Genomic DNA, 25,066 nt, shown 5'->3' with positions numbered 1-25,066 from the left:
CCCAGGGCCAGCGGAGGAACCCGATCAGGCTCCGGCCCGTCGCGCCTTTCATAACCGTTTGCTGTCAATGACCATTCTCCCGCCCGTGCGCCGAGCGAATAAAGTCTGCTCACCCCTGTTCCTGCAGTCTTTTCGCAATTGCCCGATGCAAATCGGGAGCGGCGGCGACCAGCGCCTTGGCCGCTTCGGATTGCGGGTGGTCGAGCACTTCGCTCGTCCTGCCGCGCTCGACGATCTTGCCGTCATGCATGACCATCACTTCGTCGGTGATGGCGCGGGCGACGGTCAGATCATGGGTGATGAACAGATAGGCGATGCCGAGTTTCTGGTTGAGCTCGGCGAACAGGTCGAGAATCTGGGCGCGGATCGAGACGTCGAGCGCCGAGACCGGCTCGTCGGCGACGACCAGCTTCGGCCGGGTGATGATGGCGCGGGCGATCGACAGGCGCTGGCGCTGGCCGCCCGAAAACTCGTGCGGGTATTTGTCCATGTCGCCTGGTGAGAGGCCGACCTCGTGCAGCGCACGCGCCACCATCTCGCGCCGCGCGGCGGGCGCCGGCGTCTTCTCCAGCACATACAGCGGCTCTGCCACCAATCTTTCGACCTTCTGGCGTGGGTCGAAGGAGCCATACGGGTCCTGGAACACGACCTGCATGTCGCGCCGTGCCGGCTTCAGCTCCGCTTCGCTCTTGCCGGTGAGGGTGTCGCCACGGAAGCGGATCGTCCCGGCGGTCGGCCTATCCAGCGCCAGGACCATGCGGGCAAGCGTCGACTTGCCACAGCCGGAACGGCCGACCAGCGCCACCGACTGGCCGGGCGCAATCGAGAACGAGACATCGTCGACGGCGCGGATCGGAGCTGCGCGTTTCAACAGCGCTATGCGCCGTCCCGGATAATCGCGCGTCACGCTGTCTACCTGAAGAAGAGGTTTACCTTGCCCGACCTCATGTGTCTTGGCCCGCGCGGGCACATGCATCGAGGCCTGCGCCAGCTGTCGCGTGTAGGGATGAAGCTGTTCGGACAGCGTGCACGCGGTATCGCCGGCCTCCATCACCTCGCCATGGCGCAGGATGGTGATGCGGTCCGCCATCTCGGTCACCACTGCGAGGTCGTGCGAGATGAGCAGAAGGCCCATGCGGTTTTCCGCTACGAGGTCGCGCAGCAGGTCGAGGATCTGCGCCTGCAGCACCACGTCGAGCGCCGTCGTCGGCTCGTCGGCGATCAGCAGCTTGGGTTTCAGTGCACAGGCAATGGCAATGACAACGCGTTGGCGCTGGCCGCCGGAGAGTTCGTGCGGATAACGCGACAGCGGGAATTGTGCTGCCGGCAGGCCGACCCGGTCGAGCATTTTTCGCGCTCGTTCCTCGGCGTCGGCGCGGCTCGCCCTGGTGTGCCAGCGAATACCCTCGGCGACCTGCTCGCCGATGGTCTTGACCGGGTTGAGCGCCGTCATCGGCTCCTGGAACACCATGCCGATGTCGTCGCCGCGCAGTGCGCACATCTGGTCCTCGCTGGCGGCAAGGATGTCGATGCCGTCGAAGGTGATGCGGCCGCTGGCGTGTGCCGCCCAGGGCAGAAGCTGCATCACCGTAAGCGCCGTCATCGATTTGCCGGAGCCGGATTCGCCAACCAGCCCCATCACTTCGCCGGCCGCGACGGAAAAATCGACGTCTCTGAGGATAGCGGTGTCGCCGATGGTCAGCGACAGCTTGTCGATTTCGAGCAGGCTCATCGCTGCCGCCGCGATTTCGGATCGAGGATGTCGGCGATGCCGTCGCCAAGCAGGTTCAGGCCAAGCACGGTGACGACAATCGCCATGCCAGGAAAGATCGCCATCCACGGCGCCACCACCATGCGGGTCTGGGCGTCGAACAGCATGCGGCCCCAGCTCGGCATCGGCGGCTGGGTGCCCAGCCCGACATAGGAAAGCCCGGCTTCGGCCAGTATGCCCAGCGCGAACTGGATGGTGCCTTGCACCAGCAGCAAGGTGGCGATGTTGGGCAGCACATGTTCGATGCTGATCAGCGTCCTGCTCTTGCCGGCGGCGCGGGCGGCGAGGATGAATTCGCGCGGCCAGATCGCCAAGGCGCCGGCCCGGGCCACGCGCGCGAACACCGGGATGTTGAAGATGCCGATGGCAATGATGGCGTTGAACGCGCCCGGCCCGAAGATGGCGGTGATCATGATTGCCGAAAGCAGCGCCGGAAAGGCAAAGACCAGGTCGTTCAGCCGCATCAGCACGTCGTCGGCGAAGCCGCCGCGCGCCGCGGCAAAGGCGCCGAGCGGCACACCGATGCCCATGCCGATGCCGACCGCCACCAGAGCCACTGCAATCGAATTGCGGGCGCCGACCATGATCATCGACAGGATGTCGCGACCGAAATGGTCCGTGCCGAACCAGTGCGCCAACGATGGCGCCTGGGTCTTGTCGGAAATGACCAGCCTGGTGACGTCGTAAGGCGTCCACAAGAAGGAGAGGATCGCGACCGCAGCCACCAGTGCGGTGACGACGAAGCCGGCGAGGAACGAACGGTTTCGAAACGCCTTGGCCAGGATGCTGGCAAGGTTCTCGTCGGGGATGTCTATGTGCAGCGTCATTGCCTGCCTCTCAGGCGCGGATCGACCACCGCATAGGAGAGATCGACAACGAAATTGACGACGATGACGGCGGCAACCAGCAGCATGACGACGCTCTCGACCACGATCAGGTCACGCTGGTTGATCGCCTGGAACACCAGCCGGCCGAGGCCAGGCAAATAGAAGACGTTCTCGATGATGATGGTGCCGGCAAGCAGGAAAGCGAATTGCAGGCCTAGAATGGTGACCACCGGGATCATGGCGTTGCGCAGCGCATGCCGCCACAAGACAAGGCGGTAGGGCAGGCCCTTGGCGCGGGCGGTTCGGATGTAGTCCTCGTTCAGCACTTCGATCAGCGCCGAGCGAGTGACCCGGGCGAGGATTGCCGCCTGCGGCAGAGCGAGAGCGACCGCCGGCAGAAGCAGCGATTTCAGCGCCGGCCAGACGCCGGCGCCCCAGCCGGGAAAGCCGCCGCCAGGCACCAGCCGCAGCCAGACGGCGAAAAGATAGATCAGCATCAGCGCAAACCAGAAATTTGGCACGGCGACGCCAAGCTGGGCGGCACCCATCGCGATCGTGTCGCCGGTGCGGCCGCGCCGGCTGGCGGAAAACAGTCCGACCGGAATGGCAATGACGGTGGACAGCGCCAGCGCCATCAGTGCCAGCGGCAGAGAGACGACGAGGCGCTCACGGACCAGATCGATGACCGGCACCGAATAGGTGTAGGAACGGCCGAAATCGAGGCTCAGCAAGCCGCCGGCCCAATGCAGATAGCGCAGCACGACGGGAGCGTTGAGACCCATCTGGTTGCGCAGCAATTCGATCTGGTCGGCGCTGGCGTTCAGGCCAAGCATCAGCCGCGCCGGGTCGCCGGGAATGATCTCCAGCACGGCAAAGACCACCATGGAGGCCAGAACCAGCGTGACGACGGCGATGGTGAGGCGCTTGAGGAGATAGGCGGTCATGGACGTTGAGGAACCGCTGTGTTGCCGGACAAAACCGGGCGAAGCTTGCGTTCCCGCCCACCCCCCTCTGTCCTGCCGGACATCTCCCCCTCAAGGGGGGAGATTGAGCCCTCATCGCCGCTTTCGCTAACCACTAGCGTTGCAAGGACAGTGCCAGCGTGGAAACTGCCAATCTCCCCCCTTGAGGGGGAGATGCCCGGCAGGGCAGAGGGGGGTGGGCGGGAACGCAAGCTTCGCCTCTTTGCCCAGCGACCCCTCAATCCGTCCACTTCACGTTGGTCAGGTCGTTGGCCTGGATCGGGGCGTTTTCCCACAGGCCCTGCAGTTTGGCGTCCCAGACGCCGACCTTCGGCAGCTCGTAGAGGAAGCCGACCACGGCGTCATCGGCCAGGACCTTCTGCGCCTCGCCGAGCAGCGTAATGCGCTTGGCCTCGTCGGAGGTAAGGTTCAGCTCGTCGATGATCTTGTCGAAGGCCGGATTGTCGTAGTTGAAGTAATAGTCCTTGCGCGAATAGATATCGATGTCATTGGGCTCTGTATGGGAAACGATGGTGAGGTCGTAATCCTTCTTGGTGAAGACCTGGTCCAGCCACTGCGCCCATTCGACCGGGATGATCTCGAGATCGATGCCGATTTCGCGAAGCTCGGAGGCGATGATCTCGCCACCAAGCCGCGCATAGGAGGGCGGCGGCAGCTTGAGCGTCGCCTTGAAGCCATTCTCCAGGCCGGCTTCCTTTAGCAACTCCTTGGCCTTCTCCACATTGTGCGGATAGAGGCCGGTGAGGTCGACATAGGCCTTGCTGGCGGGCGACATGTGCGAGCCGATCGGCACGCCGAGGCCGGCCGAGGCGCCGTCGATGATCGCCTTGCGATCGAGCGCAAAAGAAATCGCCTGCCTGACCTGCAGCTTGTCGAAGGGCGGCTTCTTGTTGTTGATCGACAGGATGGTTTCACCCTCGGTCGAGCCGATCACCACCTTGAAGCGTGGGTCGTCCTTGATCTGGGCGAAGCTGTCGGGGTCGAAGAACGGAAAGGCCTGGACGTCGCCGGAAAGCAGCGCCGGAACGGCTGCGGCAGCATCTGGAATGATGCGGAACTCGGCCTTGTCGAGAAACACCGGGGCGCCCCAGTAATTGTCCGATTTGACCAGCGTGATCGATGAGCCCTTGGCCCAGTTCTGGAATTTGAACGGGCCGGTGCCAACAGGCTTTTCCTTGTTGGTGTCGGCTGTCTCAGGCGCCACGATAACCGCGTCGCCCCAGCCCATATTGTAGAGGAAGGAGCCCTGCGGGTTCTTCAGCGTGACCGTCACCGTCGTGGGATCGACGACCTCGACCTTGTCGATGGCGGCAAACAGGCCCTTTTGCGCGTTGACGGAATTGTCGGCGCGGGCGCGGTCGAGCGAGAATTTCACGTCGTCGGCGTTGAAGTCGGTGCCGTCATGGAATTTCACGCCGGTATGCAGCTTGAAAGTGTAGACCTTGCCGTCGTCGGAAATGCTCCAGCTTTCGGCGAGATCGGGCAGCACTTCGCCGTTCGGGCCGATGCGGGTCAGGCCCTCGAAGACATTGGCATAGAGCACCTCGTCGATCGCCGCGGCGGCGCCTGCGGTCGGGTCGAGATGCGGGGGCTCGAGCGTAATGCCGATGACCAGGTCGGTGCGCGCGGCCATCGCCGAGGTTCCGGCCGCCAACGCCAGCGCCGCAGCGGCCAGAATGGTTTTCCACAATTTCATCGTGCAACTCCCCATATGCTAAAACACGTGCTCAAACCCGGCGGATAGAAGCGTGAATTCGCCGCCGAGTAAATTGCGTTTCGTACCGTCCGCCGACGCCGGGAGGAATGTTTTTCCGCCCATCGCCGGATCATCGCGGGCCGGCGCCCCTCAGCAGCACGTCGAGGCCGATGGCCATCACCTTTGCCGAGTCCAGCATGTCGGCAATGCCGACCCATTCGTCGGGCCGGTGGGCGAGGTCGAGAATGCCCGGGCCATAGGCGATGCAGTCATAGATGTGGCCGATGCGGGCGATGTGCTTCTGGTCGTAGGTGCCGGGCGAAATCACATAATCCGGCTCGCGGTCGAATATCTCCATGATGCCTTGCGCGACCGCCTTAACCACCGGCGCATCGCGCTCGGTCATCAGCGGCAGCACCTCCATCAGATCGCGGATTTCGTAGTCGAACTTTTTGCGCTCGCGCTTCAGCCGTTCGAGGATATCGGTCACCTCTGTCTTGACCGTAGCGAGATCCTCTTCGAGCAGGAAGCGGCGGTCGATAGTCAGCCGGCAGGAATCGGGCACGTTGGGCGAGGGCAGCCCGGGCCGGAAATCCTCCGTCTGGCCGCCATGGATCGAGTTGATGTTCATGGTCGAGCGTTTTGCGCCTTCGGGCACGACCGGCATGCGCGTCATCTTGCGGTCGAGCGCCGGAAACAGCTCATCCTCGAAGGCCCGCAGCACGGCGCCCATATGGCGCACCGCATTGTCGCCGAGGAACGGCATCGAGCCGTGCGCGATCTCGCCCTTGGTCTCGATCTCCGCCCACCAGACGCCGCGATGGCCGAGGCAGATGCGGTCCTTGTTGAGCGGCTCGGGAATGATGACGTGGTCGACCTTCGGCCTGGAGAAATAGCCGAGCTTGGCCAGATGGGCGACGCCGCCAAAGCCGCCGGACTCCTCGTCGACCGTCCCCGAAATCTCGATGGCGCCGGGAAAATCGGGAAAGACCTCCATGAAGGCTTCAGCGGCGATGATCGAGGCGGCAAGCCCGCCTTTCATGTCGCAAGCACCGCGGCCATAGACCTTGCCATCCCTGACGATGCCGGCGAACGGATCGAGGCTCCAGCCGTCGCCGGGCTCGACCACGTCGATATGCGAATTGAAGTGCACGCAAGCACCCGGCGCCCGGCCATCGAAACGGGCGACGACGTTGACGCGCGGGTAACGGTCAGTGTCGCCGGGCGTCCCTTCCGCACGGATGAATTCGATCTCAAAACCACGCTTCTTCAACCGCGCGCCGATATATTCGGCACATGGCCGATAGGCTTCGCCGGGCGGATTGATGGTCGGAAAGCGGATCAGATCCGCGGTCAGTGCAACCAGATCATCGGCTCGGTCATCGATTGCCTTGAGGAGCCGTTCGTTCGGTTCGTTCATTCGGTGAATTGAGCAGCGGATGAGGCGGTTTTGCAAGCCCGATGGCGAATTGCCAGGCGATTGCGTGTCGTTACGGCAACTATTGCGGGAAATCGTTCAAATTCGCTGCTTTGGATTGGTGAAATCGTCAGGGAGTGGGTGTTAGCTCGCTGGCTTGCCATCAAAACGCTGGAGAACAGCGTGACGGCAGGCAGGCAAGGGGCATCAAAGGGGTTTGATTGCATGAAAAACACTGTTCTCATGGCAGCGGCATTGATGGCGATGCTCTTCGGTTCGTCGTTCGAGAGCCGGGCGGCCAGCCTGGTCGCGAACATCGATATTTCCTCACAGACGATGACGGTAAGATACGGGCTTTCGTATTACCGGTGGAGCGTTTCCACCGCCCGCAAAGGCTACATCACGCCGCGCGGCAGCTATCGTCCACAGCGGACGGCCCGGATGTGGTATTCGCGCAAATACGACATGTCGCCGATGCCCTATTCGGTGTTCTTCCGCGGCGGCTATGCTATCCACGGCACCGGCGCGATCCGGCAATTGGGGCGCCCGGCATCGCATGGCTGTGTGCGCCTCCACCCCAGCAACGCCGCCGCGTTCTATTCGATGGTGCGCAAAGCCGGCTTCGGCAATACGCGGATCCTCGTGACGAATTAGGGCCTGTCCTGGGCCCGAAATAAAAACCCGCCGGAACGGCGGGTTCGTCGGGGCCAAATGGCACCATAGCGAGATTAGTAGCATAGCTGCCGGCACAAAGCAAGAACAAAATAGCGTTTGTGCCCAAATGATGGTTCCGCTCAGGCGGCTTTGTCGCGCACTGTCGGCGGCCGACGCTTTTTGCGGCCGCTGATCTCCCAGCGCTTGTGGAACCACATCCACTGGCCGGGGTCTTCTCGCACCCAGCGCTCGACCACGTCGTTGAGAAGCTGGGTGGTGGCGCGGACGTCGACACTGCCGCCGACGGTGCGCGGCAAGGTGAGCTTGTCCTCGATCTCGAGCCGGAAACGGTTGTTCGGCAGGCGCACGCAGCGCGCCGGGTAGACATCGCAATCGTAGTGCCGCGCCAAGGTGCCGAGAACCCGGTTGCTCTCGCACGGGCGGCCGAAGAATGTCGTCTCGAGCCCGCCCGTGAATTTCTGGTCGACCAGCACGCCGATATTGCCGCCTTTCTCGAGGATGGCCGCAAGCGCGAACGAGGCGCCGGTCGAAGACGGCAGCAGCGATCCCATGCTCGAGCGGCGGGTCGAGAGGATGTAGTCGGCGAGGTAAGGGTTGTTGGGCGGGCGAAAGAGCGCCGTGATGTTCATGCCGAAGGTCGCCGCCGCCACTGGCAGCAGCTCGAAATTGCCGAGATGCCCGGTGAAGACGATGTGCGGCTTGTCCTCGCCGGCAATGCGCACGAAATGCTCCACGCCCTTGACCTCGACGCGGCCCGGCTTCGTCGCAGCCGGATCATAATCGAACAGAGCATCGAGGAAGATATATTCGGCGGCGAGGCGAGCCATGTTGCCCCACATGTCGGAAGCGATCGCCTCGATCTCGGCGTCGCTCGTTTCGGGATAGGCCTTGCGCAGATTGTCGACAGCAACCTTGTGACGCTGCACCCAAGGGCCGATGCGGCGGGCGGCGCTGTCGGCGAAATTGAGCGCCCTGTCGGGCGGCAGCAGGCGCAACGCGGAGATGATGATCATCGCGACGCGCGCGACCAGCCAGTAGTTGAACTGGCGAAGCCGCCTGCCATAGCGGAATCCCACGTCCCTGCGGATCTTCCTGAAGGCGTTGCCGATCATTTCAGCCGACGCGCAGGATGATCTTGCCGAAGACGTCGCGGCCTTCCATGCGCTTCAGCGCCGCATCGATGCCGTCGAAGCCGACCTCGGTGTCGATCACCGGCGCGACCAGGCCCGACGCCATTTTCTGCATGGCGTCGGCCATGTTTTCCATGCGGCAGCCAAACGAGCCGAGCAGGTTCAGTTGCTGCTGGAACAACTGCATCAAATTGATCTGCGTCGACACGCCCGAGGTCGAGCCGCAGGTGACCAGCCGGCCGCCGCGTTTAAGGCACAGCATCGAGGCGGCAAAGGTGTCGGCACCGACATGCTCGAACACCACGTCGACGCCCTTCTTCTTCGTCAGCTTGCGCACGACGCCTTCGAAGCGGTCGTCGCGGTAATTGATGACGTGGTCGGCGCCGAGCGCCTTTGCCTTGTCGATCTTGTCGTTCGAGCCGACGGTGGTGATGACCGTGCAGCCCATCTTCTTGGCCAGCTGAATCGCGGCGGAGCCGATGCCGGAGCCGCCGGCATGGACCAGTATCGTCTCGCCGGGCTGCAGCCGGGCATTGTCGAACAGCATGTGCTCGACCGTGCCGAAGGTGACAGGCGCCACCGCCGCGCCGATCTCGCTCACGCCGGGCGGGGCAGCGACGAGCAGGCGCGCCGGCAGGTTGATCTTTTCCTGCGCAAAGCCGTCGAGATGGAAGCCGTGAACGCCCGAAACATGCTCGCAGAGATTGTCACGGCCTTCGCGGCAGGCGCGGCAAAGACCGCAGGTGCGGGCGCCATAGATCGACACCAATTGCCCGGGCACAAGGCTGGAAACGCCGGGGCCGACCGCCTCGACCTCGCCGGAGGCCTCGGCGCCGACGACCAGCGGCAGCTTGCGCTTGGCAAAGGCCATGCCGCGCCAGCCCCAGACGTCGATATGGTTCAGCGCCACGGCCTTGATGCGCAGCGTCACCTCGCCGAGCGAAGGCGGCGGCGGTGGCGGCAGGTCCACCGTCTCAAGACGGCGATCCTCGATAAGTTGCAATGCGCGCATGCCAGATCCCAGGTTGCGCAGGACCGAGAACCGTTTCGGAAAGGACCATGCGCACGACAACAGTGCTAGAGCGGAACGGTCGCTTAGACCGGTTCCCGCGCCATGACAAGGCAGGTGTTCTGGCCGCCGAAGCCGAAGGAGTTCGACAGGACGGTGCCGACCTCGGCGTTGCGCTTGGTGTTCGGCACCACGTCGAGCACGATCGCCGGGTCGGGATTGTCGTAGTTGATGGTCGGCGGAATGACGCTTTCGCGCATCGTCATCAGCGAAAATGCAGCCTCGACGGCACCGGCAGCCGATAGGGTGTGGCCGATCATCGACTTGTTCGACGAGACCGGCATCGACGAGATCCGCTCGCCGAACACCGTCGACAGCGACAAATGCTCCATCTTGTCGTTTTCGGGCGTCGAGGTGCCATGGGCGTTGACATAATCGATCCCGTCTTCGCTCAAGCCGGCATCGGCAAGAGCGGCGCGCACCGCCGCGATCGCCGGCGAACCGTCCGGCTTGGAGCGGGTGCGATGGAAGTCGTCGGCCTTTTCGCCGCAGCCGCGCAATATGCCGAGAATGGTGGCGCCGCGGGCAATTGCTGCCTGCAGCGATTCCAGCACAAGGGCGCCCGAGCCTTCGGCGAGCACGAAGCCGTCGCGATCCTTGGAGAACGGCTTGGAGGCCTTTTCGGGGATGTCGTTATGGGTGGAGAGCGCGGACAGAAGCGAGAAGCGGATCAGCGCTTCGGCGGTCGCCGAGCCGTCGGCGCCGATCGACAGCGCCCTGTCGCATTCGCCGCGGCGGATCGCCTCGACGCCGAGCTGGATCGCCGTGGCGCCCGAAGCGCAAGCGGTCGACAGCGTGATCGGCAGGCCGCGCGTTCCGAAACGGTCGGCAAGCCGGTCGGCGATCGAGCCGAACTGGGTGGTCTCGAAGATGTCGAGTTCCCTGAGGCCGCGCGCCACCCGTAGCAGCCTCTCGGCGCCGGTGTCGTGCGTGTCGGAATTGTAGAGCGAAAAGCGCTCGCTCCAGTCGAGCTCGACCGGCGGCGAAGCGAGGAAAAGCGGTCCGCCGAAATCGCCGGCATCGAGGCCCGCCTCCGACATCGCTTCCTGGGCGGCGGTTTCGGCAAGCTCATAGGTGAGGAGACTGGCGCCCTTGGAACTCGACGGCAGGAAATCGACCATGCCGGAGATGCGGGTGTTGAGATGATCGACCGGGAAGCGGGTGATCGGATGGATGCCGGATTTGCCTGATGTCAGTGCAGCCCAATTGTCGGCCTTGCCGACACCGAGCGACGTCACCACGCCGATGCCGGTGACGGCGACGATCGGCCTGCCCATGTGGTCGTTCAGATTGGCCATTTGTTGTCCAAAAACCTGTTTCTCTTGGAGCGTCGGATCGCCCGAAAAGCGCGTCACACTTTTCGGTCCGATGCTCTAGGCGGCTTTGATCAGCGCCATGCCCTCGAATTGGTGATAGCCGATCGCCGTTGCAAGGACGGTCTTCGGGACGCCGGAAAACGGTTTTTCGACTGTGGCGTCGAAGACAGGGTAGGCGGCCTTGCGGTCGACAGCCAGGGCCGCCAGCGCAACAGCAAAGGGGAACTGCGCTTCCTTCATGTGGCCGGTCAGCGTCGAAAAGCCGCGTGCGGCGATCGCCGGATTGGCCTCGAGTGCCGATTTCTCGGCGGCGGTCGCGACATGGGCGCCCGAAGCGCCAGAGATCGCCAGCAGTTCGCCGTCCGGCAATGCGGCTTGCTTCAGCAGCGCTGCGATCTCACCGTCGAGTTCGCCCCGCCGGCGCCTAGCACGGCCGGACAAGACCGGACCGAGTTCCGCATAGATCTTCCGGCCACGGCTTTCCGCGTGCTCGCGTTGCTCCAGGACGAGAAACGCGCCGCCGGATCCGGTCACCACACCGCCGCCTTCGGCACCTTGCCTTTGCCAGACCGGCCGCCACGGACCGCGATGCAGGTAGCCGGCCAGTTCATAGCCGAGCAGCATGTCGGAATGTTCGGTCTGGAAAGCGCCGCCGACCAGTATATGCGTCGACTGGCCGGAGCGGATGCGCGCGGCTGCCGTCTCGACTGCGGCAACACCCGCACCTTCCTCGCCCATGAAGGTGCGAGAGGAGCCGGTCACCTTGTGGACGATCGAGATGTTGCCGGCGAGCAGGTTGGAAAGCTGTGCCAGAAACAGCGTCGGGCGCAATTCGGTGGTCAGCTTCTCGTTGAGCAGCACGTCGCGGTCATTGCGGCTTTCCGATGCCGCGAGAATGGCCGCGTCGACCGCCTCGTCGCGCTCGCCGCCGCCGGCGGCCACCACCATGTCCATGGTCGCGCAGAGTTCGTCATTGCCCTTGATGCCGGCATCGTCGAGCGCAAGGCCGGCCGCATAGGTGCCGAGCCTCTGCCAGGTCTCCATCTGCCGCTGGTCGCCACGCTTGGCGATCTGCAGGTTCCAGTCGATCTCCGGCAGCGGATGGACTGTATAGGGCGAGAAGCGCGAGGCCTCCAGAACCGGCTCAAGGCGCGGCTGGACAAGCTTTTGCCAATGCGCATCCGGACCCTCGCCCAGCGACGAGACAAGGCCGATGCCTGATATGACGACGTCGTGGGGGTTCATGGGGGGCTGTTGTGGGTCGGGCGCGTCAAGCGCTGTGCTCAGGTAGCGTTCTTGGCGGCGACGAGCGCGTCGATCTTGGCGCACAGGTTCTGCATGACGAAATAGTCGTCGGTCGAAGCCTTGCCGTCGTTGACCTCTTGCGTCCACTTTTCCAACGGCACCTTGATGCCGAATTCCTTGTCGATGGCAAAGACGATGTCGAGGAAGTCGAGGCTGTCGATGCCGAGATCGTCGATGGTGTGGCTTTCGGGCGTGATCGTCTCGATGTCGATCTCGCTGGTGTCGGCGATGATCTTGGCGACTTTGTCGAACGTGGTGGACAAGGGCTTTTCCTTCGATTGCGGGCGGAATCTGTCCGCATGTGTTTGGCGCTGTCTAATCGGTTTTTCCGGGCAGGAAAAGGCCTGATACGCCCCGCGCAGATGGGCTGGCTGCCCAGCCAGAGCAAGATCAGATCGGAATCCAACCACGACTTCTCGTGGCAGTGGCATTTCGGCAACAGCTATCTCGCTCGACGTGAGGAGCGACGACCCCTCAGAACGTAACGCGGCCGAGTACCCGCAGGCCGTCGCCCTGCGGCTCGACGATCACGGCTTCGCCTTCACGCGGCGAGATGCCGGTCAATTCCTTGATGTTTTCGAGATGTGTGACCATGACCAGATTGTCGGATCCGGAATAGCCGCGGATTTCGGCTACGATCGCGGCGATCTGGGCGGCCTTCTCCTTTTCGTCGGTCTTCAGCAGGTCAAGCGGTGCGAACGGCTCCGGCTCGCTTTCGAAAGCGATGCGGGCGGTCTCGAGGCAGCGGCAATAGCGGCTGGACAGCACGCGCTCGACCGGTGCCGCGCGGGCGCCAAACAGCGCGCCGATCTTGCGCGCCTGTTGCTTGCCGCGCTCCGAGAGATTGACCTGGGTCGCGCATTTGCCGAGGTCGAAATTGGCTGCATCGGTGGTGCCTGTGACCATGGCATGGCGCAGCAGGACCACATGCCCGCCGTCGCGCAGCAGCGCCCAGCCGGCTTCCGTCGCATGGGCTGTGGCGGAAACGGCAAGCAACAGCAGCGCCAGCACAAATCGAAGCATCAGACATCCTTTTCGGGTGACCGGCAGGCAGGTCCCCGGTGACCGGCATATAGGGACGGCAAAGCCGGCTGAAAGACAAGCCGAGTGCAACCTGCGGCCGAAACGCCTATTTCTTCGCTATCTGCTTCTTCACCAGATCGATCTTGCGGTCGGTCAGCGGGATGGGGATTGTGTAGCCGGCTTCGGTAAAGCCCTGCTTGGCGTTCTCGAAGAATTCGATCGCCTTGTGGTATTCGGCATTGCCGCCGCCATAGCTGCCGCGGTTCCAGTGGACGTCGCCGAGATTGTTCTGCTCGAAGGCCCATTGCATCGGCTGGCCTTCGCGGGTGAAGACCTTGAGTGTCGCCTCGAAGGCGGCTTCGGCCTCATCCAGATATTTGCCGGTGCGTTCGAGATTGCCGAGATTGATCAGGCTCATGCCGATGCCGTTCTGCGCGTTCGCCCAGTCGACGGGCGAGGTCTCGAAGGTCAGTACCTCCAGCGCTGCCCGGCGCGCGGCGATCGAAGTGGCCAGTTTGCCGGGATCGGCCTCGCTCATGCTCAGCCATTGCAGCGCCGAGCCGAGGCCGGCCTGCGCCAGCGCCCATTGCCGCGGCGTCGTCTCGCGCTTGTATTCGCGCAGTGCATCGCGATAGGCCTCGATCGCCTCCTCATAGTGCACCGGCTTGTCGGTCACGCCGCCGAGCAGTTGCAGCGTGTTGCCGAGATTGTAGTGGGTCATCGCCCAGTCGAGCGGAAATTGCTTTTTGGTATAGACGCGCCGTGCCGCCCGATATGCGGCGGCCGATTGCTCAAGTTTGGCAGCGTCGCGCGTGCGCTGGCCGAGCGTTTGGTAGATCGAGCCGAGATTGTTCTCCGCTGAAGCCCAATCCGTCGGAAAACGCTGGCGTGTGAATATGGTCAGCGCGTCGCCATAGGCGGCAGCCGCCTCTTCGAGCAGGCCGGTGCCGAGGTCGAAACGGGCAGCACTGCTCAGCGCGTTACCGAGATTGAGACGGCTGCTTGCCCAGGAGAGCGGGAAGGTGTCGCGGGTGCGGATTTCGAGCGCGGCGCGGAAGGCGTCGGCTGCCTCGTCGATTTTCGCCTTGTCGTTGCGTTGCGTGCCGAGCGACACCAGTGTGTTGCCGAGATTGTTCTGGACCATCGCCCACTGAACGGGGGCCTTCTCGCGCGTGTATTCCTCAAGCGCCAGCCGGTAGGCGGCCTCGGCCTCGGTCAGGCGCTCGCCGCCCGGTTCGCGCTCCGAAAGCGCGTAAAGCGCAAGGCCAAGGTTGCTTTGCGAGGCGGCCCAGTCCAGCGGGACTTTGTCGCGCGGCCGCTTCTCCAGCGTGGCGCGCATCGCCACCACCGCCTCGTTCAGGCGTTTCGGGTCGCTCTCGCGTTCGCCGATCTTCAGCAGCACATTGGCCAGATTGTTCTGAGCCGCCGCCCAGTTGATGTCGTCCTTTTCGCGCTCGAACACGGCAAGCGAATCGCGAAAGATTTTCGCGGCCTCCTCGAGCCGGTCGGTTTCGCGCTCGCGCTCGCCGATCGTCTGCAGCACCACCGCCATGTTGTTGCGGGTGATCGCCCAATCGCGGTTCTGCTCGCCATTAGGGATGAAGTTCAGGATGACACGGTAGGCGTCGATGGCGCGCTGCAGCGCTTGCCTGTCGCCGGTGGCGTTGCCATGCGCGTTCAGCGCTTCCGCCTCCTGGTTCTTGTAGTTCCAGCGCAGCCTGTCGTCCCATTTCTCGACCAGCGAGAAGGCCTTGCCGTAATCGTTGGCGGCCGACAGATAGTCGAAGACCAGCGCCGAAGCGTCGGCGCGCCTGGCATAGATCGCCGCGTCGGCAAGACGCTTCTGCCTGACCAGATCCTCTGCCTGGTCGACCACGCCGCTGGCCTGCTCGACCCGGCCCACTGCCTGGTCGAGGAAGTTGCGCGCAGTGACGATAGCGCCCTGGCCGATCGCCTTGTCGGCCGAGGCGACAAGGCGGCTGATCTCGGGGTCGTCGGTGCGCATCGCGTTGCGCTCGGAGATCATCTTCTTCAGGCGCTCGGCCTGAGCATCGAGCAGCTTTTGCAGGTCGGTGGGGTCCTCCGGCATCTTTTCGGTGCCGAGCGCCTTCAACACGCCATAAAGCGCGTCGAGCGGCACGCCGTCCTGCAGCGAGGCCAGTTCGACCTGTGCCCGCTTGGGGTTCGGCAACTCGGCGATCGTCAGCAGCAATTGCCGCCGCTCGCCGGTGATCAGCCCGTCGTCGCCGGTCGGTTCCTGCGGTGCTACGCCGAAATAGAGCAGCCGGCGCAGGCTTTCATTGACCCATGGCCGCTGCTTTGCCTTGGTGTCGAGATAGACCTCCTCGGTCACCATGCGCATGACCGAGCCGAACTCTGTGCCCTTCATTGCCGCGAGGTGGCGCAGAAGTGCCGCTGCGTAGGGGCTGTTTTCGCCGACGATGCCGTCGAGTGCCGGCCGCCCTGGCTCGGCGGCAAAGCCGATCACCGTTCCCAGATTTTCCGTCGCGGTCGCGTCCGCCAGTGCCCTGGCGCCGCGCACCGGCTCCAGCCCGCCGGCGCCGATCGGCGAGGCCGAGGCCGTGGGCGCCCGGCGCAGCACCGCATCCGCGGGAAACGGGTTAGTGCGGCAGGCATCGAGCAGCATGATCGTTACCGGCACGGTCGTCTTCAGTTCGTCCATGACGGCGGAAATCGGCACCAGGGCCTGATCGGCGTCCTTCAATGAAGAAACGTCGGCGTCGACCGGCACCAGATAGTTTTCGCCGCCGGCCTCGATGCCGTGGCCGGAATAGTAGATCAAGGCGACGTCGGCGTCCTCGGCATCCTCGGCGAAACGTTCGAGGTCGCGCTTCAGTTTTGCCGCATCGCGGTCGGTGACGCTGCGCGCGTCGAAGCCGAGATCGGTCAGCATCTTGGCGATGTCGCGGGCGTCGTTGGCGGGGTTGGGAAGAGCCGCTATGTGCTGGTATCTCGACTGGCCGACGATCAGCGCCGCGCCCTTGAGGCTCGCCGGCTCCGAAGCATGAGCCGAGGCCACCACGAGGCAAAGCAGGGCGCCGACGAAGGCCGTCAGCCATCCCTGCTTGAAGAAATGCCGATTTCCGACAGCGCCCATTCGCCGCGTGTTCCCCCTACAGCCCTGTATAGCGCTGGCATCCAACCATGAGCAAATTCGGGCAAGATCCGAGCGGCCGGATTGTTGGCCGGTACATTCGTCAGGGAAGGGCGATTGCGCCGCGATCAGGGCTCGCCTATCACGGGAAAAATGTCTCCGCTTACCGAAACCGTCCTTTTCGTCTTCAGTCTCGTCGGGCTCGGCTATCTTGCCGGGTTCACCGGCTATCTGAAGCCGGCGAGCGGCGAGGGCGTATCCGAATTCGCCATCAACGTGGCAATGCCGCTGTTGCTGTTCCAGACCATGATAAAGGCTGATTTCCACGGCGTGGCGCCGTGGTCGCTATGGGGCGCCTATTTCGCGGCGGTCGCGCTCACCTGGGCCGCCGGCCATCTGGTCATTACGCGCGTCTTCGGGCGAGACGCCCGCGCCGGCGTCGTCGGCGGCGTGTCGTCGTCCTACTCCAACGTTGTCCTGCTCGGCGCGCCCTTCATCATCGGCGTGTTCGGGCCGGCCGGGTTCGAAGTGCTGTCACTGCTCGTTTCCATTCACCTGCCGGTGATGATGATGGCCTCGATCATCCTGTTCGAGATGTTCGGCCGCGGCGGCAGCGAGCCTGTGCATCCGCTCCGCGTCGTCAGGAGCTTTCTCAGGAGGGTATTCATCAACCCGCTGATCATCGGCATACTGGCCGGGCTGGCGTGGCGCTTCACCGGTGCGCCGCTGCCGGCGCTTGCGACGCGGCTGAGCGACGCGCTGGCCGGCACGGCCGCCCCGGTGGCGCTGTTCGCCATGGGGCTCAGCCTGCGCCGTTTCGGCATTTCCGGCAATGTAAAGCCGGCGCTGGCGCTGTCGGCGCTGAAACTGTTCCTGATGCCGGCGCTGGTTCTCGGCCTGGTCTGGCTGATCGGCCTGCCGCCATTGACGGCCAAGGTAGCGGTCATGGTTGCAGCGTTGCCGTCCGGCATCAATTCCTATCTCATCGCGGTGCAGTTCAACACCGGCCAGGCGCTGGCATCGAACCAGATGACCATCGCCACCGCCTGTGCGGTCGTGACCACTGCGTTTTGGCTGACCGTGGTCGTCCATGTTTTTGGGTAGGGCATGTTGATATTCAGGTGATGCCGGCCTGCGAACGGCGGTTTCCTGCGCTTCCGGTACTCACGGACCCAATGTCCGCTCCGTTCCGGTTCTCGGAACCCACCATTCTCGACTCGGCCTGACCTGAATCTCAACATACCCTGGAGCCTTGGCTGCATCGCTCTCGCTTTGGCTGGCCCAAACCCTATATGCCATCTTGTGATTGCTTGCGGGGCTTGCCCTGGGCTAAGAGCAGTGGCTCTAGCGATGCTATCGCGCACGTCCATTCACGAAATCAGCGACCGGCCCGCCAGGTGCCGAACGGAGGCGAGATCATGCTTCAGAAAACCAGCCATTTCATGCGGCAGGCCAATCTCATCAATGGCCAATGGGTGCAGGCCGATTCAGGCCAGACGGTCGACGTCAACAATCCTGCCACCGGCCTCAAGATCGGAACCGTGCCGAAATCGGGCAAGGCCGAGACCCGCCGCGCCATCGAAGCCGCCGACGCTGCCTTCAAGACATGGCGCAAGACCACCGCGCTCGAACGCTCGAAGCTGTTGCGCAAGCTGCACGACGCGATGATGGACAATCAGGACGTGCTGGCCGAACTGCTGACCATCGAGCAGGGCAAGTCGCTGTTCGAATCGAAGGGCGAGATCGGCTCGGCCGCGTCCTACATATTGTGGTTCGCCGAAGAGGGCCGCCGCACCTATGGCGACGTCGTCCCGTCACCCTGGGCGGACCGCCGCATCCTGGTGACCAAGGAGCCGGTCGGCGTCATCGCCGCCATCACGCCGTGGAATTTCCCATCCTCGATGCTGGCCCGCAAGCTCGGTCCGGCGCTTGCCGCCGGCTGTACCGCCGTGGTCAAGCCGGCGTCGCAGACACCTTATTCCGGCCTTGCCTGGGGCGCGCTTGCCGAGGAAGTCGGCTTCCCCAATGGCGTGATCAATATCCTGACCGGCGCCGCCGGTGAGATCGGCGACGAGATCTGTGCCAACCCGCTGGTCAAGAAGATCACCTTCACCGGCTCGACCGAGGTCGGCAAGATCCTGATCCAGAAGTCGTCGGTGACCGTCAAGAAAGTGTCGATGGAGCTCGGCGGCAATGCGCCGTTCATCGTCTTCGACGATGCCGACCTCGAGCGGGCTGTCGCTGGCGCCATCACCGCCAAGTACCGCAATTCCGGCCAGACCTGCGTCTGCACCAACCGCTTCCTGGTGCAGGCCGGCATCTATGACCAGTTCGTCGAAAAGCTGGCTGCTGCCAGCAACGGGCTGAAGGTCGGTTCCGGCCTCGAAGACGGCGTCCAGCAGGGACCGCTGATCGACGAGAAGGCGGTGGAGAAGGTCGAGGAGCTGATTGCCGACGCTACCGCCAAGGGCGGCAAGGTCGTCGCCGGCGGCAAGCGCCACGCGCTCGGCGGCTCGTTCTTCCAGCCGACGGTGATCGCCAATGCGACGCCGAAGATGCGCTTCATGAAGGAAGAAATCTTCGGCCCGGTGGCGCCGGTGTTCAAGTTCGAGACCGAGGAAGAGGCCGTGGCACTCGCCAACGATACCGAGTTCGGCCTGGCCTGCTATTTCTACACCGGCGATCTCGGCCGCGCCTTCCGGGTCATGGAAGGGTTGAAGTACGGAATGGTCGGCGTCAATGAAGGGCTCATCACCACGCCTGAGGCACCGTTCGGCGGCGTCAAGGAATCGGGCCTCGGCAAGGAAGGCGGACATCAGGGCATCGAGGATTATCTCGACACCAAATATGTCTGTATCGGCGGACTTGGTCTCTAGAAGCCTCATGCGGTAATGCCGAAAACGATCCTGGGCCGCTTCGGAAGGCCAGGCTGGCATCGAGCAACGAACTTGCGAGCATGGCAATGAAGGACGGCGAGGTTTTCGGCACGACGCAGGCGGGCGAGGAAGTCCGCCGCTTCACCATCCGTGGCGGCGGCCTCACCGCCAACATTATCGGCCTGGGCGCGATCATCCAGGATCTGCACCTGGCCGGGCACGAGGCGCCATTGGTGCTCGGCTATGACCGTTTCGAGCACTATGAGACGGATACCGCCTTCTTCGGCACTGTCGTCGGGCGCTATGCCAACCGTATCCGCGACGGTCGCTTCACGCTTGCCGGCAAACGCTACCAGACCGAGCGAAATTTCCTCGAAAAGCACACGCTGCATGGCGGTTCGCAAGGTTTTTCGCGCCGCGCCTGGGCGGTTTCGCTGCATGGCAGGGATTTTGTCACGCTGACCCTGCATGACCCGGACGGCACGATGGGCTTTCCCGGCGCGCTCGACGTGACCTGCACCTACCGGCTGAAGATCCCCGGCACGCTCAGCGTCGAACTGACCGCCACCTGCGAGGAGCCGACGCTCTGCAACCTCACCCAGCATTCCTATTTCAACCTGGATGACGGCGGCACCGGCGACATTCTCGACCACCGGCTGATGCTGAATGCCGGCGCCTATCTGCCGGTCGACGCGGATCTGATCCCGACAGGCACGGTCAAACCGGTCGACGGCACCCCCTTCGATTTTCGCCAGGCACGGCCGCTGCGCATGGAGACCGAAGGCGAGCAGCTCCCCTACGACCAGAACTTCTGCCTCGCCTCGACGCGCGGTCCGCTGAAGCAGGCGTCGTGGGCGCAAGGGGCGAATTCCGGCGTCGAGATGGAACTCTGGACCACCGAGCCGGGCGTCCAGCTCTATACCGGCCAGTATCTGGCGCCGTCCTCGCCTGGATTGGGCGGACGCCAGTACAAGGCGTTTTCAGGCTTCTGCCTGGAGCCGCAAATCTGGCCGGATGCGCCGAACCGGCCGTATTTCCCGCAAGCCACGCTATGGCCGGGCCAGATCTACCATCATGTGACGGAATACCGGTTCAGGCTGCCTTAGCGAACGACCGAATTCGAACTCTTGTCGGACCTTTTGATCTGGCGACGCAAGTTGACCCAGTGCGGACATTCACGAACCTGCACTCGACGGCTCAAGTGGGTCAAAAAGCGGTTTGAGAGGATTGCAACGCTGGGCGGCTCACACAAACACGATGGGGTTTTGTTCAAGCCGTGCCATGCTGATCAACGCCAGTAATTCATCGGCGAATTCCCTGACAACTGCTTCGGGGCTGGATTCGATAAGTCTCAGTTCTCCTTCAAGGTCGTCGAAGCTTGCACCCTTGATCACGTCCCCGGCATGGCTGCCGGAATAGAGAACAAGCCGCTCCAAAGCCGATCCCTTGCCGAGATATCCAAATATCGTCTCCCTTAGTACTCCAATATGAGAGATGTTCCCAAACCTTCGCTCGCAGGCAGTTACGGTATCCTGAGGAATTCGTGCACCGTCAGGATAAATAACCTCGCATTCTCCCGACGTCGGTTCACACCGAAAGTGATATCCGGGGAACTCTTTTTCCAAAGCCGAGGCGCTCTTGTAGACCACTGCTGAGAGACCCATCTCGATCCTCCGGGAAACCAGAAACCATCAAGGAGGAGGCAAGTCAATGTACGCCAAAGGGCCGGAAGCCGATGGCAACGGCGTGTCCGCTCCTGGTGCTCTGAATGGTTTCTGACGACAATTCAAACGACAGGTTTCGGCCATTTCGGCCATTGGCGGCAGGTGGCTAATTGAGTTTTGCCGTTAGGCGGCGGCGAGCGCCTCGAGCATGGCGGCCTGCGCTTCGGTTGCGCGGGCCTTGGCCACGGCTCTCGGGACGCCACTTCGTCATGAACCCGCCCGCATCAGCGCCTTTGCGGCATCTGCTCCCGCTGTAAGGACACGATCCGACAATTCCGTCCCTTCTAGGCGCGGGCCAGTTGAAGCGCGCCGATGAGCGTCGCGAACATGCCCAGCGCAGCGCCCTCGGGGTCCGTGGTCGGCGGCAGAGCTTCAGCTATCCGGCGCACCAGGGTTATCTCAGAACCGGCTGGAGCGTTCTTGCGGCTGAGGCGACTTCAAGCCGTGACAGGAGCATTCCGGGTCAGCGGGAAGTCGCGCGGCGGTCTCCAGGGCGACCCGCGAGGCTGTCATGGAGAGATTGGGCAGCACGTCCTCCTGCAGCAATTTCTGGCGATTGCGATCCATATAGTCGTTGAAGCCCGCCGTCACGAATGCGCAAGGCACGAAACACGCGCCGATCTCGCGCGACAGGGTCGCCTCAGGGGCGATGGAATGGTTGAGTACATCCGCCCCCATGCCCCGATACGCCAAGGCTTCGGCTGGCGTTGTCAGTCGGGGTCCATAACAATGGGCAGCCACCAACTGCTGTTCGATGCCATAAACGCGGCATTCGGCTGGCCAATGACGGCGGGCCGTTTCAACCAGAACCGCCGCACATCTTGGACACACGATTTGCTTGCCCGAACAGTCGAAGCTCTGGCGGTCTGGAAGCAGTGAAAACGGGGTCTGCGTCAGTTCGATGATGTCGGCGGCCACCACCATGTCGCCCGGCTGGATCGCCTTGTTGACGGCGCCTACAGTCGAGCAGGCGAGAACTTGCCGTACACCCGCCCGCATCAATACCCAGAACGCGCGGCGATGGCAGGAATGGTCGATACGGTCGCGGGGATTGCCGTGCGAATACATGCACAGCGCGCGCTTCGCTCTCCCTTCGGCGGTGATCGACGCATCGAACTCGAGCAGCTTCCAGTTGTCGGTGCGACCGAAAGGCGTTTCAAAACTCATGTCGCGCCGCAAGGTGCGCACACCATCGAATTCGACATCTTCCGGGAAGGCAAGCCCCCAGTTTGCCGACCCGGTGATGATGGCCAACCCTACCTGAGGGATGTCGGTCGAATGATCCGTCAGATCGTCGGCTGCGTGGTGATTGGTGGGCATGTTTCCAGTCTCGGTCAGGACTTTTGGCGAAGGGTCACAATCAGGACGACGGCCACGACGATGACGGTCCACAATGTCGATATCGCCGCAATGGTCGGATCGATCTGATCGCGCAGCGACAGGAACATAAGCTTCGGCATCGTGCTGTTGCGACCACTTGCGACGAAGATCGAAATCACAGACTCATCAAGCGAAGTCAGGAACGCCATCAATGTCGCCGACAGCAAGCTGATCCGAAGTTGCGGAACGATTATTCCGCCAATGGCTCTGGCCCAGTTTGCACCGAGGCTGCGCGCCGCCTGAACCTGGTTCCAGTCAAAGCGGGCGAGCGCGGGTAGCAACACAATGCAGGCGACCGGAACGGCCAGCACCACATGTCCGACCAGCACACCGAATAGCGTTCCGATCAGATGTTGTGCAGCCAACACAAAGAAGAGGCCGATCGCAAGCAGGATTCCTGGAGTGATCGAGGGGGTTAGCAGGACGCTCTGGATCGTCGCAGCGGTCTTTCCGCCCAGCCGATTCATCGAAATGCAGGCGAGCAGCGCAAATGGCACCGTGATCAACGCCGTCAACGTCCCAAGGATCAAACTCGTTCTGAGCGCAGCCATCCACGTTGCCGAGCCGAAGAAGTTCTCATACCAGCGCAACGAGTAGGCGTGCGGCGGAAACTCGAGGAGATTCGACGCCGAAAACGAAAGCGGCACCACCACGAGCGTCGGCAGCATCAGAAATGCCATGACAAGAGCGGCAAAGCTCCAGAGCAAAATGCGGGCGAGCCTGTTTTGCGGATAGGCTTCAAGCATGGGAGGCTTCCACCGTGTTCTGGGCCATCAGGCGGCGTGCCGCCAGCAACATCACACCGATCAGCGCCATAAGAACGAGGAGCAGAATGCCCAGGACGCTCGCCGACCCCCAGTCCTGAAAGGTCGATAGTGTACGCTCGATCCGGGTAGAGAGCGGATTTACCTTGCCGCCGCCAAGCACCGCCGGCGTGATGAAAAAACCTATGGCGTAGATGAGGACGATGATCGAACCCGAGAAGATGCCGCCCGCCGAAAGCGGCATAATGACTGTGCGGACGACCTGCCTGAGAGTGGCTCCCATGCTCGCTGCCGCGCGAATGAGATTTGGGTCGATATCGCGCATCGCAGCATAAACAGGCAGCAGAAAGAGCGGCAGCATGTAGTGAACCATGCCGATGAGCGTTCCCGTGAAGTTGTAGACCAGCGGCAATGGCTCCGCCGTCAGGCCTGAACCGGTCAAAGCCGCGTTGATCAGGCCATCGCGCCGCAAGAGCACCAGCCAACCATAGGTACGCACCAGAATGGAGGTCCACAGCGGCAGCATGACGAACGCCATGAGCACGTTGGCCAGCCTTGGTCTGACGCTGGCCAGAGCCAGCGCCAGAGGGGTGCCGAGAACAATGCAGGCCGCCAGCGTACCCAAGGACAGTTCGAGGGTCGTGACGAGCGCCGACCATGTCAGTCCGCTCGAAAGGACCTTCTGGTAATTGCCGACGGTGTACTCACCCCCGGTGGTCAGGAAGGATTGCCGGATGATCCAAAGGATGGGCAGTATCGCCGCCAGTCCAACGATGAACAGCGCCGGGAGCGAAAGTGAAAGAAAAAACCGCCGCTCGCGCCGCGCATCCGCCGCGAGCGCCGGATCCCGGACGACGGTCACGCCATCGCTCCCGGTATCGCGTGTACCTTCGCTGCTGGTGCATATGCAATCATCCGCTGACCGGCGGCAAGCTCGGCGCAGCCGCCGGCCAGCGCTGCCGGAATGCAGACAAGAACCTCTTGCCCGCCGTCAAGCGCCAGCGTCAAAAGCCAGTTCTCGCCGCGGAACGCTTTGGCGCGCAGTATTCCTTCGAGAGCCACTCCGTCTCCCCCGACGAGCTTCGCATCAAGATGGAAGCTTTCGGCGCGGATCATCAGAGTTTCGCGTGATGCTTCGGCGCCATCGATTCTGCGCGCTGAGCCCGGGGCCACAATGTTAGCCTCGCCCATGAACTCCGCGACGAAGCGGGTCGATGGACGATCATAAATCCGCTGCGGCGTATCTATCTGCTGGATGCGGCCAGAATTCATCACCGCAATCCGGTCAGACATAATCAGCGCTTCGCGCTGGTCGTGGGTCACATAGATTGTGGTGATCTTTAGATGATCATGCAGACGCCGGATCTCATACTGCATGGTCTCGCGCAGATTCTTGTCGAGCGCCGACAGCGGCTCGTCCATCAACATCACGCGCGGTTCGAAGACGATAGCCCGCGCCAATGCCACCCGTTGACGTTGGCCGCCGGATAGTGCGGCAACATTGCGCTCCGCCAGACCATCCAGCTTCACGCGGGCCAAGGTATCGAGCGCCCGCTGACGCGCCTCCGCTCTCGGTATCTTGCGCAGCACCAGCGGATACGCGACGTTCGCCAGGACGTTCATGTGCGGAAACAAGGCGTAATTCTGGAATACTATGCCGATGTCTCGTTTGTTGGGCGGCAGGCGGGTGATGTCTCGGTCGCCCAAGAAAAGTTTACCGGAATCCGGCCGGACAAAACCGGCCAGAGCCATGAGCAACGTGGTTTTGCCCGATCCCGATGGCCCTAGTAGCGTGAGGAATTCGCCAGCCTGAATGTCGAGCGAAACATCATCCAGTGCGACGTAGGACCCATAAGCCTTGTGCACGCTTTCGATGGTGATCGCGAGCGACTTCATCATATGCTCCAGCCTTGAAGCGCGTCGCGTTCGACCGGCCTCGCGCGATACGCTTTAGGTTCTTGTTTTCATGCATGTCGTTGTCGCGCGCTGCACATT

21 protein-coding genes are annotated in these 25,066 nt (G+C 62.9%); 4 read left to right on the top strand and 17 right to left on the bottom strand.

The annotated features are described in order from the left end of the window. Positions 1-109: 109 nt before the first annotated feature. The 5 genes from NKH70_RS21670 to NKH70_RS21650 form a co-directional block, all read right to left on the bottom strand. Positions 110-1,732, bottom strand: coding sequence for an ABC transporter ATP-binding protein (locus NKH70_RS21670; protein WP_352719641.1), 1,623 nt, complete (start codon positions 1,730-1,732; stop codon positions 110-112). Then, on the bottom strand, positions 1,729-2,598 hold the full coding sequence (locus NKH70_RS21665; protein ID WP_352913280.1) for an ABC transporter permease: 870 nt from the start codon (positions 2,596-2,598) through the stop codon (positions 1,729-1,731). Before NKH70_RS21665 ends, NKH70_RS21670 begins: the two co-directional genes overlap by 4 nt. Next, positions 2,595-3,542: an ABC transporter permease gene (locus NKH70_RS21660; protein ID WP_352913281.1), complete on the bottom strand. Its 948-nt coding sequence runs from the start codon at positions 3,540-3,542 to the stop codon at positions 2,595-2,597. The genes NKH70_RS21665 and NKH70_RS21660 overlap by 4 nt, the downstream gene beginning before the upstream one ends. A gap of 256 nt (positions 3,543-3,798) precedes the next feature. Further along, complete coding sequence (locus NKH70_RS21655) at positions 3,799-5,277, bottom strand: ABC transporter substrate-binding protein (RefSeq protein WP_352913283.1); 1,479 nt, start codon at positions 5,275-5,277, stop codon at positions 3,799-3,801. Positions 5,278-5,407: 130 nt separating this feature from the next. Then, complete coding sequence (locus tag NKH70_RS21650) at positions 5,408-6,697, bottom strand: acetylornithine deacetylase/succinyl-diaminopimelate desuccinylase family protein (RefSeq protein WP_352913285.1); 1,290 nt, start codon at positions 6,695-6,697, stop codon at positions 5,408-5,410. Positions 6,698-6,919: 222 nt separating this feature from the next. Here NKH70_RS21650 and NKH70_RS21645 point away from each other — a divergent pair, with 222 nt between their 5' ends. Further along, positions 6,920-7,348, top strand: coding sequence for a L,D-transpeptidase (locus NKH70_RS21645; protein WP_023676467.1), 429 nt, complete (start codon positions 6,920-6,922; stop codon positions 7,346-7,348). A gap of 140 nt (positions 7,349-7,488) precedes the next feature. On the opposite strand, the gene NKH70_RS21640 is transcribed toward NKH70_RS21645, so the two are convergent. The 7 genes from NKH70_RS21640 to NKH70_RS21610 form a co-directional block, all read right to left on the bottom strand. Then, positions 7,489-8,481, bottom strand: coding sequence for a lipid A biosynthesis lauroyl acyltransferase (locus tag NKH70_RS21640; protein WP_353025961.1), 993 nt, complete (start codon positions 8,479-8,481; stop codon positions 7,489-7,491). Position 8,482: 1 nt separating this feature from the next. Further along, entirely contained in the window at positions 8,483-9,511 is a 1,029-nt protein-coding gene (locus NKH70_RS21635) for a zinc-binding dehydrogenase (RefSeq protein ID WP_352913289.1), read from the bottom strand. A gap of 83 nt (positions 9,512-9,594) precedes the next feature. Further along, positions 9,595-10,866 carry a beta-ketoacyl-ACP synthase gene (locus NKH70_RS21630; RefSeq protein WP_352913290.1) on the bottom strand — a complete coding sequence of 424 codons (1,272 nt, stop codon included), beginning with the start codon at positions 10,864-10,866 and terminating at the stop codon, positions 9,595-9,597. A gap of 75 nt (positions 10,867-10,941) precedes the next feature. Further along, a complete protein-coding gene (locus NKH70_RS21625) occupies positions 10,942-12,129 on the bottom strand; it encodes a beta-ketoacyl-ACP synthase (protein WP_352913291.1) in 1,188 nt (395 codons plus the stop codon). 38 nt (positions 12,130-12,167) lie between these two features. After that, entirely contained in the window at positions 12,168-12,452 is a 285-nt protein-coding gene (locus NKH70_RS21620; RefSeq protein WP_352913292.1) for an acyl carrier protein, read from the bottom strand. A 211-nt stretch (positions 12,453-12,663) separates the two neighbouring features. Next, positions 12,664-13,212: a histidine phosphatase family protein gene (locus NKH70_RS21615; RefSeq protein ID WP_352913293.1), complete on the bottom strand. Its 549-nt coding sequence runs from the start codon at positions 13,210-13,212 to the stop codon at positions 12,664-12,666. 106 nt (positions 13,213-13,318) lie between these two features. Continuing rightward, the gene (locus NKH70_RS21610) at positions 13,319-16,330 is read right to left on the bottom strand and encodes a caspase family protein (RefSeq protein WP_353025959.1); all 3,012 of its coding nucleotides are present in this window, start codon (positions 16,328-16,330) and stop codon (positions 13,319-13,321) included. A 150-nt stretch (positions 16,331-16,480) separates the two neighbouring features. Between NKH70_RS21610 and NKH70_RS21605 the strand changes: the two genes are divergently transcribed. The 3 genes from NKH70_RS21605 (at position 16,481) to NKH70_RS21595 (ending at position 20,309) form a co-directional block, all read left to right on the top strand. Continuing rightward, a complete protein-coding gene (locus NKH70_RS21605; protein WP_352719623.1) occupies positions 16,481-17,431 on the top strand; it encodes an AEC family transporter in 951 nt (316 codons plus the stop codon). 314 nt (positions 17,432-17,745) lie between these two features. Beyond that, entirely contained in the window at positions 17,746-19,203 is a 1,458-nt protein-coding gene (locus NKH70_RS21600) for an NAD-dependent succinate-semialdehyde dehydrogenase (RefSeq protein ID WP_352719621.1), read from the top strand. Positions 19,204-19,283: 80 nt separating this feature from the next. Further along, positions 19,284-20,309, top strand: coding sequence for an aldose epimerase family protein (locus tag NKH70_RS21595; protein WP_352719619.1), 1,026 nt, complete (start codon positions 19,284-19,286; stop codon positions 20,307-20,309). A 138-nt stretch (positions 20,310-20,447) separates the two neighbouring features. Here NKH70_RS21595 and NKH70_RS21590 read toward each other — a convergent pair whose 3' ends face one another. The 5 genes from NKH70_RS21590 to NKH70_RS21570 form a co-directional block, all read right to left on the bottom strand. Then, entirely contained in the window at positions 20,448-20,867 is a 420-nt protein-coding gene (locus NKH70_RS21590; protein ID WP_352913304.1) for a hypothetical protein, read from the bottom strand. A gap of 459 nt (positions 20,868-21,326) precedes the next feature. Continuing rightward, the gene (locus NKH70_RS21585; protein WP_352719615.1) at positions 21,327-22,181 is read right to left on the bottom strand and encodes a phosphorylase family protein; all 855 of its coding nucleotides are present in this window, start codon (positions 22,179-22,181) and stop codon (positions 21,327-21,329) included. A gap of 80 nt (positions 22,182-22,261) precedes the next feature. Beyond that, complete coding sequence (locus NKH70_RS21580; RefSeq protein WP_352719613.1) at positions 22,262-23,053, bottom strand: ABC transporter permease; 792 nt, start codon at positions 23,051-23,053, stop codon at positions 22,262-22,264. After that, on the bottom strand, positions 23,046-23,933 hold the full coding sequence (locus NKH70_RS21575; RefSeq protein ID WP_352719611.1) for an ABC transporter permease: 888 nt from the start codon (positions 23,931-23,933) through the stop codon (positions 23,046-23,048). Before NKH70_RS21575 ends, NKH70_RS21580 begins: the two co-directional genes overlap by 8 nt. Continuing rightward, positions 23,930-24,967, bottom strand: a complete 1,038-nt coding sequence (locus tag NKH70_RS21570) for an ABC transporter ATP-binding protein (protein ID WP_352719609.1) — start codon at positions 24,965-24,967, stop codon at positions 23,930-23,932. The genes NKH70_RS21575 and NKH70_RS21570 overlap by 4 nt, the downstream gene beginning before the upstream one ends. Positions 24,968-25,066: the final 99 nt, after the last annotated feature.

Source organism: Mesorhizobium sp. M0991, from assembly GCF_040318915.1.
In the GTDB taxonomy this organism is placed as follows: domain Bacteria; phylum Pseudomonadota; class Alphaproteobacteria; order Rhizobiales; family Rhizobiaceae; genus Mesorhizobium.
This window is presented reverse-complemented; position numbering and strand designations above follow the sequence as displayed.

What these genes read in the sequence shown, in the direction of transcription:
- NKH70_RS21670 (WP_352719641.1), bottom strand. Translation starts at nt 1,732, where the DNA reads ATGAGCCTGCTCGAAATCGACAAGCTGTCGCTGACCATCGGCGACACC.
- NKH70_RS21665 (WP_352913280.1), bottom strand. Translation starts at nt 2,598, where the DNA reads ATGACGCTGCACATAGACATCCCCGACGAGAACCTTGCCAGCATCCTG.
- NKH70_RS21660 (WP_352913281.1), bottom strand. Translation starts at nt 3,542, where the DNA reads ATGACCGCCTATCTCCTCAAGCGCCTCACCATCGCCGTCGTCACGCTG.
- NKH70_RS21655 (WP_352913283.1), bottom strand. Translation starts at nt 5,277, where the DNA reads ATGAAATTGTGGAAAACCATTCTGGCCGCTGCGGCGCTGGCGTTGGCG.
- NKH70_RS21650 (WP_352913285.1), bottom strand. Translation starts at nt 6,697, where the DNA reads ATGAACGAACCGAACGAACGGCTCCTCAAGGCAATCGATGACCGAGCC.
- NKH70_RS21645 (WP_023676467.1), top strand. Translation starts at nt 6,920, where the DNA reads ATGAAAAACACTGTTCTCATGGCAGCGGCATTGATGGCGATGCTCTTC.
- NKH70_RS21640 (WP_353025961.1), bottom strand. Translation starts at nt 8,481, where the DNA reads ATGATCGGCAACGCCTTCAGGAAGATCCGCAGGGACGTGGGATTCCGC.
- NKH70_RS21635 (WP_352913289.1), bottom strand. Translation starts at nt 9,511, where the DNA reads ATGCGCGCATTGCAACTTATCGAGGATCGCCGTCTTGAGACGGTGGAC.
- NKH70_RS21630 (WP_352913290.1), bottom strand. Translation starts at nt 10,866, where the DNA reads ATGGCCAATCTGAACGACCACATGGGCAGGCCGATCGTCGCCGTCACC.
- NKH70_RS21625 (WP_352913291.1), bottom strand. Translation starts at nt 12,129, where the DNA reads ATGAACCCCCACGACGTCGTCATATCAGGCATCGGCCTTGTCTCGTCG.
- NKH70_RS21615 (WP_352913293.1), bottom strand. Translation starts at nt 13,212, where the DNA reads ATGCTTCGATTTGTGCTGGCGCTGCTGTTGCTTGCCGTTTCCGCCACA.
- NKH70_RS21610 (WP_353025959.1), bottom strand. Translation starts at nt 16,330, where the DNA reads ATGGGCGCTGTCGGAAATCGGCATTTCTTCAAGCAGGGATGGCTGACG.
- NKH70_RS21605 (WP_352719623.1), top strand. Translation starts at nt 16,481, where the DNA reads ATGTCTCCGCTTACCGAAACCGTCCTTTTCGTCTTCAGTCTCGTCGGG.
- NKH70_RS21600 (WP_352719621.1), top strand. Translation starts at nt 17,746, where the DNA reads ATGCTTCAGAAAACCAGCCATTTCATGCGGCAGGCCAATCTCATCAAT.
- NKH70_RS21595 (WP_352719619.1), top strand. Translation starts at nt 19,284, where the DNA reads ATGGCAATGAAGGACGGCGAGGTTTTCGGCACGACGCAGGCGGGCGAG.
- NKH70_RS21590 (WP_352913304.1), bottom strand. Translation starts at nt 20,867, where the DNA reads ATGGGTCTCTCAGCAGTGGTCTACAAGAGCGCCTCGGCTTTGGAAAAA.
- NKH70_RS21580 (WP_352719613.1), bottom strand. Translation starts at nt 23,053, where the DNA reads ATGCTTGAAGCCTATCCGCAAAACAGGCTCGCCCGCATTTTGCTCTGG.
- NKH70_RS21570 (WP_352719609.1), bottom strand. Translation starts at nt 24,967, where the DNA reads ATGAAGTCGCTCGCGATCACCATCGAAAGCGTGCACAAGGCTTATGGG.